At 64.9% G+C, this 7,214-nt stretch carries 8 protein-coding genes and 1 pseudogene; 2 read left to right on the forward strand and 7 right to left on the reverse strand.

Translation table 11 applies throughout. From position 1 onward, the window contains the following. Nucleotides 1-59: 59 nt before the first annotated feature. From BUC15_RS09665 to BUC15_RS09690, 6 genes are all read right to left on the reverse strand, one after another. Nucleotides 60-1,391 carry an ABC transporter permease gene (locus tag BUC15_RS09665; protein ID WP_073187580.1) on the reverse strand — a complete coding sequence of 444 codons (1,332 nt, stop codon included), beginning with the start codon at nucleotides 1,389-1,391 and terminating at the stop codon, nucleotides 60-62. Nucleotides 1,392-1,394: 3 nt separating this feature from the next. Then, entirely contained in the window at nucleotides 1,395-2,513 is a 1,119-nt protein-coding gene (locus tag BUC15_RS09670) for a COG1361 S-layer family protein (RefSeq protein ID WP_073187582.1), read from the reverse strand. Next, nucleotides 2,510-3,259 carry an ABC transporter ATP-binding protein gene (locus BUC15_RS09675; RefSeq protein WP_073187584.1) on the reverse strand — a complete coding sequence of 250 codons (750 nt, stop codon included), beginning with the start codon at nucleotides 3,257-3,259 and terminating at the stop codon, nucleotides 2,510-2,512. Before BUC15_RS09675 ends, BUC15_RS09670 begins: the two co-directional genes overlap by 4 nt. Nucleotides 3,260-3,373: 114 nt before the next feature. Continuing rightward, nucleotides 3,374-3,754, reverse strand: coding sequence for a hypothetical protein (locus BUC15_RS09680; RefSeq protein WP_073187586.1), 381 nt, complete (start codon nucleotides 3,752-3,754; stop codon nucleotides 3,374-3,376). A 99-nt stretch (nucleotides 3,755-3,853) separates the two neighbouring features. Further along, entirely contained in the window at nucleotides 3,854-4,864 is a 1,011-nt protein-coding gene (locus tag BUC15_RS09685) for a calcium/sodium antiporter (RefSeq protein WP_073187589.1), read from the reverse strand. Between the two features lie 402 nt (nucleotides 4,865-5,266). Continuing rightward, on the reverse strand, nucleotides 5,267-6,061 hold the full coding sequence (locus BUC15_RS09690; RefSeq protein ID WP_073187591.1) for a type IV toxin-antitoxin system AbiEi family antitoxin domain-containing protein: 795 nt from the start codon (nucleotides 6,059-6,061) through the stop codon (nucleotides 5,267-5,269). A gap of 44 nt (nucleotides 6,062-6,105) precedes the next feature. On the opposite strand from BUC15_RS09690, the gene BUC15_RS09695 reads away from it, so the two are divergent. Both BUC15_RS09695 and BUC15_RS21245 read left to right on the forward strand, forming a co-directional pair. Further along, complete coding sequence (locus BUC15_RS09695; RefSeq protein WP_281249273.1) at nucleotides 6,106-6,411, forward strand: recombinase family protein; 306 nt, start codon at nucleotides 6,106-6,108, stop codon at nucleotides 6,409-6,411. A gap of 20 nt (nucleotides 6,412-6,431) precedes the next feature. Beyond that, nucleotides 6,432-6,545 (forward strand): annotated as a pseudogene (locus BUC15_RS21245) (helix-turn-helix domain-containing protein); the annotation flags it as partial. A gap of 460 nt (nucleotides 6,546-7,005) precedes the next feature. Here the strand turns inward: BUC15_RS21245 and BUC15_RS20410 are convergent. Beyond that, nucleotides 7,006-7,214: hypothetical protein (locus BUC15_RS20410; protein WP_217652188.1), on the reverse strand; the 209-nt coding region annotated here is incomplete at its 5' end.

Here is a 7,214-nt window from a genome sequence, read left to right on the forward strand (position 1 = left end):
GCGAAATCCGGGGGTGCCGCTTAGCGGACGGACAGGGCGCCGCTACCATGCCGGGCCAGTCACTGCGTCCTGATGGCCGCCAGCGGCGACAACCGGGACGCGCGGATCGCCGGGGCGAGACCGGCGACCATGCCGATCAGTGTGGCGAAGACGACGGCAGCGATCATCAGCCACACCGGGATGACGGAAATGGTCGTGACCATGCCATCCAGGCCCTGGCCCTGGGCCGCGACGACCCAGTTCGCCACACTCGAGGCTCCCATGCTGAGCAGCAGGCCCAGTAGCCCTCCGATGAAACCGATGGTGGCCGATTCGAAGAGGAACATCTTGCGGATGTCCCCGAGGCCTGCGCCGATCACCTTCATGATGCCGATCTCGCGGGTGCGTTCGTAGACGCTCATCATCATGGTGTTGGCGATACCGATGGCGGCCACCAGCAACGAGACGAAACCGATGCCGCCGAAGACGGCTTGGACGAGGAAGGCAGTCCGTTGGGCCTCACGGATCCATTCGATCGAGGCCTGCGCATCGTAGCCGTCGGCTCTGAGCGCGGTCATCAGGGCTTCGGCATCCTCAGGGGTCTCTGCCTGCAGCGTGACCATCGAATAGACGAAGCCGGGCTTGGGTCTTCCATCAGAGGTGGCGGGCTGGTTCGGCAGCGCCTTGCCGGGCATCGCCTTTTTCAGCATCTCGACCATCGCGTCGAAGTCTGAGTAGGCGACCGACGAGTAGGGTCCATACATCTGATTCGGATCGCCTGCAACGACGGCCGACACCGGCACGATGACCCGTTTAGGTGGTGTGGCGTCCCCCTCCTGTGGCTCGCCGGGGACCGGGCCCATCATGGAGGAGGTGTCGAAGTTCAGAAACAGGGTCTGGGTCTGGAAATCGACCTCGAGCATCTCGCCGGTCATCTCGTTGTAGAACCCCTGACTGATCATGTCGCCGAGCACGAGCCCCGGTTGACCCGCCGTCGGGAGTTGCCCCCAGGCCAGAGGTGGGGCAAGGGAGCCAAGCACGCGGGCCGGTACCGCCGTGATCTGCATATACTGCGCCATCGAGTCGACTTCGGCCAAGACGTCGACGTAGTAGACGGGCCACGAATCCTGCACGCCGGGGTATTGGGAGAGTTGAGCCACGAGCGTGTCGTTGAGCTCGGTCGGCAGCCCCCGTTCGGCGGCATCGGGCGGAGGGCCGTAGACGGTGACCTCGCGCAGGTTTGCGTTGTTCTCGAAGGAGCCGAGGAGGCTCTGCGTCATGCCGAGGCCGAGGGAGACCATCACGACCACCGATGTGGTGCCGATCAGGACACCGAGGACGGTGAGCAGCGTCCGGAACGGTCGCTGTCTCAGGCTCGCCAAGGAGGTGGCGATCAGATCAGTTGGACGCATTGTCTACTGCCAGTCGTCACCGATGAGGTTGTCGCCCGACAGCGCCGCGAGCGACTCCGCATCCTCCCTGGCGGCGCGTCGTTTGCGGGCGGCACGGGCGATCAACAGTGCCGTCACAAGTAGAGCGACCACGACCACCACTGCGACAAGGGGCAGGAACGGGAAGCCTGCCGGTTCGGGTTCCGGTTCCGGGATCTCGCCCGGGTACTCCTCCTGGGGTTGGGCTTCGCTGATGGACAGGTCGACCTGCCTGGTGAAAGTGAACGGCTCGCCGGTGACGTCCTCGTAGCTGACCACGACATCGATCGGCCCGGTGGCTGGCTCGTTGGCGGTCACCGTCAGGTCGACCGCGCCGCTGGTCCCTGGGTCGATCGAGCCGATGAAGGCCTCGGCGGGCGCGAGGGCCTGGCCCTCGGCGATCGTCGCCTTTGCGTTGAAGAGCTTGGACTTGCCCTGGTTCTGGATGGTGAAGGTCATGGACGCCTGCTGGCCAACCGTCAGCATCTCCGGCGTGACCTGTGGGATGGAGGCGTCGGCGCGGAGTTCCTGGTTGACCTCGATGGCCAGGGTCTCGGTTGACTCGTAGGCGTTGGCGAGGGCGTCTTCGTACTCGACGGCGATCGTCAGTTGGTAGGGCTTGGCCTCGAGCGAGGGTAGCGCACGAAACGTCATGGACTGACCCGAGACCCGCTCGGCGCGGATCCGGGAGACGAACAGCGACGACGACCCCCCGACGGGTAGGAATGCCGTGTCAGGGGACGCTACGGTCACTTTGAGATTCTGTACGCGGGTGGTGGTGGAGGTGTTGCGGAGTGAGAAGTTGACGGTGAACTCCTGGCCCGCGAACACGACCTGGGGTTCGACGCTGAAACCCTCGACCATGACGCGGGGCACCGAAACCCCCGCGGGGCCTTGCGTTCCTCCTCCCGAACCATCCCCGGAGTTGCCGCCGGAACCAGTGCTGGATCCGCTACTGGTGCCCGATCCGTTGTCGGAGCCGGTGGAGCCCGAAGTGCCCGGCTGGCCGTCACCGGACTCATCTCCTGCGGCACTTGTCATCGGGATCAGGCAGAGACTGAGGAGTATGACGAGAAGCGTCGTCAGACGGGTGATCGGTTTCATGGCTTGGCCAACTCCTCGTGGACGTTGTGTTGAATACCGGTGATGCGTCCGTCCTCGATCGAGACGACGGTATCGGCGAAGGATGCGATGTGAGGGTCGTGGGTGACCATGACCCACGTCTGGTGGAATCGTTGAATGAGGACGCGAAACAGCCGCAGGGTGCGCTCCGACGTCTTCGAATCGAGGTTGCCGGTCGGTTCGTCGGCGAACACCAGGCTGGGCTGCACCGCGAGCGCGCGTGCAATCCCGACTCGCTGCTGCTGCCCGCCTGAGAGTTGCGAAGGCTTATGGTTCACATGTTGCGCGAGACCGAGTTGGCTCAGCACTGCTTTGGCGCGGGCCCGCCGTCTCGCCTTCGGCATCCCCTGGAACGACAAGGGCAGGGCGACGTTGTCGAGGGCCGTCATGGCTGGGAGCAGGTTGAAGGACTGGAAGATGAACCCCACCTGGCGTCTGCGGTAGGCAACGAGTTGTGCCTCGCTGAAAGCATGGAGAGGCTGGCCGGCCACGAAGATCTGACCGGCGGTCGGCCGTTCGAGCCCCGCGAGCATGTTGAGCAGGGTCGACTTGCCTGACCCCGACGTGCCGATGACGGCAGTGAAGGAGCCTCGTGGGATGGTGAGGTTCACATGGTTGAGCGCCGCGATCCGGGAGGACCCGACGCGAAACAGCTTGCTCAGATCGCGCGTGACCACCAACGGTCGGCCAAGCGCCGGAAGCGCCCGGTTCGCGCTCTCGATCGTCATGGGCAGCCTTTCGGGTTCCGCATGGCGCGTCATCGTCGCCAGGTGGCAGTCACCCTACGGCCGCGGACGCTCAGATCACGCCAGACATGGCCGAAAAGGCCTGAAGTCCCGGGCTCATGTGGCCGAAAGGTATACAGCTTCGATGCGGTGTACCACCAGGGTATTGAGGTTGGCGAGGTGAGCGAAGCCCTTCGGGGGTGTACCCCGGTAGAGGGGCCGGATCGTCGTCAGCACTTCGAAGAGTTCATCGCGCGTGAAGCTATCTCCGCGGGTGAGGAGCCTGAGGCCGCCAGCCGCGTCACGCAGGTCGCGTAGTCGTCCGCGCCATCCGGGGTTCGACATGGGGGAGTCCTCCCCGTCCATGGCGTCGGCGAGTTGGCCGAGGGCATTAATCAACGCCTCGATGTCTGGCCTGACCCGCGCACAGTCGAATGCGGTGACGGTGACGGTGTCGGCCTCTTCATCGCGACCGAACAGCCTTCCGAGAATCCCCATCTGCCCTGCCTCCTAACGTGTTACTACACCGTACCCGTATGCCGGTGGCACCTGGGGCCTTGCGGCTGCTCCGCCGATTCGGGAAGCAGACCCGTGCGCTCACGTCCGGGCCAGGAGCAGGTAGGTGAGGTAGATCGCATAGCCCGCCACCAGCAGCCCACCTTCCAGGCGGGAGAGCCTCTTGCCGGTCAGGAACAGGGGGATGCAGAGGAGCGACAGCCCGACCATGATGGGCACGTCGATGCTGAGCAGGTGCGCCTCGATCGGGCCAGACCCGTTTGCGATCAGCACCGGGAGCCCGAGGATGAGCGTGAGATTGAGCATGCTGGAACCGATCAGGTTACCTACCGCGATGTCCCGGTCCCCGCGCATCGTTGACACGATGGTGGTGGCCAGTTCGGGGGCAGAGGTGCCGATGGCGACGATGGTGAGCCCGATGAAGGCGTCGGAGACGCCGACGGCCAGCGCGAGGCTGGTGGCTCCGGTGACCAGCCAATCGGCTCCGACGACTATCACCACGAGCCCCGCCACCAGGATGAGAAGGTGCCACCACGCCGAACGGTCCTCAGGTGCTCTGCGGGGTGTCGTCTTGCCTGCCAGTTCAGCGGCGACGGTCTCGACGTCAGGGGCGGGTTGCAGGGCGGTGGAGCGCTTCTCGCGTCTGGTCCAAAGCGCGAGCAAGATGAGGTAGATCAACGCGGTCGCGGTGAGCGGAATGCCCTCCCAGCGAGCCAGCTGTCCGTCCGCTGAAAGCAGCAGGAGCAGCACGGCGGCAAGGCACATGGCTGGTAGGTCAAGGATCAGCGTGCGGCGTTCGAAGGGGATGGCCCGGATCGCCGCGCTGAGGCCGAGGATCAGCATGATGTTGACGATGTTGGTGCCAGCGATGTTGCCGACCGCGAGCGAACCGGAGTCGCGGCTCATGGCGTCGATCCCGACGGCCAGTTCGGGGGCGCTTGTGCCGATGGAGACGACTGTGAGACCGATCATCATCGGTGAGATGCCCAGCCGCCTGGCTAGTAGCGAGCCGTAGCGGACGACGAGCTCGGCACCGAGGATGAGGGCACCCAGTCCGACGACCAACAGCAGCAGCGCGCCTCCGGAACCCATGATCCACCATAGCGTGACGGCCGATGCCGTCGGGGAGGAGAGGTGGTAATCGAGTCCAGCACCGCTCCCGGTAGATCAGGCTACCTTCCGTAGACGGACGAGCGGCTCTTCAAGGCGCTCGCGATGGCTCACGAAGGCTGGATTACCGCTCAGGTCATTGGTCGAGGATCTCACCCTGTCAGGAGGTCTTGAGTCCAGCGCCGCCGCGACACCAGCCTTCAGACGTCGACACCAGCGGAAAGGCTCGTCACCAGTGGTATACAGCTGGTGTTCAGCGATACTGCTGGTAGGGGTGGTTGGCGATCGCGCAGATCGCCCGTGACAGGAGGAGGTCTTGTTCCACCTGTTCCAGAGTTGGCCACGGATGCTGCGTGCCCCAGGCCGTGACTACGTTTGCCGGAATCACGTATCTGGCTCCACGTCGCGGTTGATCATCAGCATCCAGTCATCATCCATCGAGCCTCTGACAGTCGAATGTGGGTCGAGGTGGGAGGGGGAGACCGCAAGCCCGGGGGCGACGTCACGCAGGGGTGCCAGGTCGTCGCGGTCTGTGAACCGGGATAGGATCCAGCCGACTCGGCGGGTGGCTGCGGCGGGGAACGTCGTCGACAGGCCGATGAGGTCAGCCGGGTCGAATGTGGGATCTTCGGAGAGTTCCACGATCACGGTGGCGGCGTTGTCGAGCCCGGCGGCGCGGTGCAGGTCGTCGGCGATGTCCAGCATGGTGGCAGCGATCGTGGATACCTGCGCGGTGCCCTCGCGCGTCGGGTGGGAGATCGTGGGGACTGCCTCGACGTTGCGCTGGGCGAAGCTGAACCTTGTTCGGCCGACGGAGCGGTCCCGGACCTGTCTGTCCACGCCCACCTGGAACACTTGCGGGGCTTGGTGGGAGGCGCCGTGCAGGGCCGCGGCGCTGAGCCAGCCCACGTAGTAGCAGACGCGGAGGTGGTGCATCATCATGTCGATGATCTCCATCCCCGGTGGGGCACCCCACGTGCGGAACTCCGGCGGGACGGGTACCCACAAGCCTCGGACCGGCTGGACCCATTCGCCTCGGCGAGCAGGCGCATGGAGCCGGCGACGAACCTGGTCCGGGTCAACGCCGAGGAGCTCAGCAACTTCAGCCGTCGTGAGTGCACCCCGACCCTGCGACATCGCCCAATCAGCAAGCTCGGGAGCCCGCACCGCGTGAGTCATACAGACAATCGTCACAGTTAGCGTGACGTTGCGCAAGATCAGATATCTCCGGCCGCACAATGAGTCGCCCCGGTCTGGAGGCGTACCTGACCTACCTGTGCGACGGTGATGTACTCGTGATCTACTCCCTGTCGCGTCTGGGTCGTTCTACTGCCGCCACTCTCGAACTGCTCGAAGACCTCCGGGGACGTGGTGTGCGCGTTGTGTCTATCGCAGAGCAGATTGATACCGGCTCCGCGATGGGTCGGTTCGTGACGACGCTACTGGCCGCGCTGGCAGAGATGGAGGCCGAACTCACCCAAGAACGCGTACTGGCCGGGCTCGCCGCCGCGCGCGAACGAGGGGGGTGAGCTAGCGTCGTGCGGTTGATGAGGCGATGCTGGCTGAGGCGCGTGACCGTATCGAGGCCGGTGAGAGTGTGGGCATGGTTGCCGCCGCGATGGGTGTCGGACGAAGCACGCTGTATCGGGCTCTGGAGACGTAGGAAACCCACGTCCGAGTAGGTGCGCAGTCGGAGGGTTCAACGCGCGCTTCCGTCAGCTTCTCCAGAGAGGCGACCACAGCTTTCGGATTGCAGTGCCGATGTCACGCTGGACGTTCTCGTACTCGTCGGCCAGAGCAGCGAATTCGGTATCGGCTTCTTGCTGCGTGCGCGGCCCCGGCCTGCTCTGCCGTCCCATTCGCGCCCGGGGTGTCGAGACCTTCTCCCGCAAATCATCGTCCAGAACCAGACTCGTCAGGTGTGCCAGTTGTTGGGCACGTTCGAGGTGTCCACGCTCTAGGTCTTCGGGGAGGAGATGTCCGGCGTGGATACTGCGCTCGTGGAGAGCCGGCGTTCCGCTGTGGGGTGAGCCAGTGTTCCGGGAACGATTGGGCCGCCGTGACGGTGTCTGGTGAGCCGCGGCGACGCTGAGGGGCCTTCGCGGTTTGTCAGGGGAGGGTGCTCAGGGTCTCGCGAAGGATTCGTGGCCGTCGGCGACGGTGGCGTGCGCGATGGCGGTGATCCTCTCGGCATCTGGCTTCGGGCCCAGGACTCCTGACAGGGTGAGAGCTTCGACGAATGGCCTGAGCGGGAATCCAGCCTTCGCGAGGCAACCCGAGCGCCTTGGGGAGCCGCTCGGCCGTCTACGCGATCCGGATCGACGATTCATGA

The organism is Tessaracoccus bendigoensis DSM 12906 (genome assembly GCF_900141915.1).
Classification (GTDB): domain Bacteria; phylum Actinomycetota; class Actinomycetes; order Propionibacteriales; family Propionibacteriaceae; genus Arachnia; species Arachnia bendigoensis.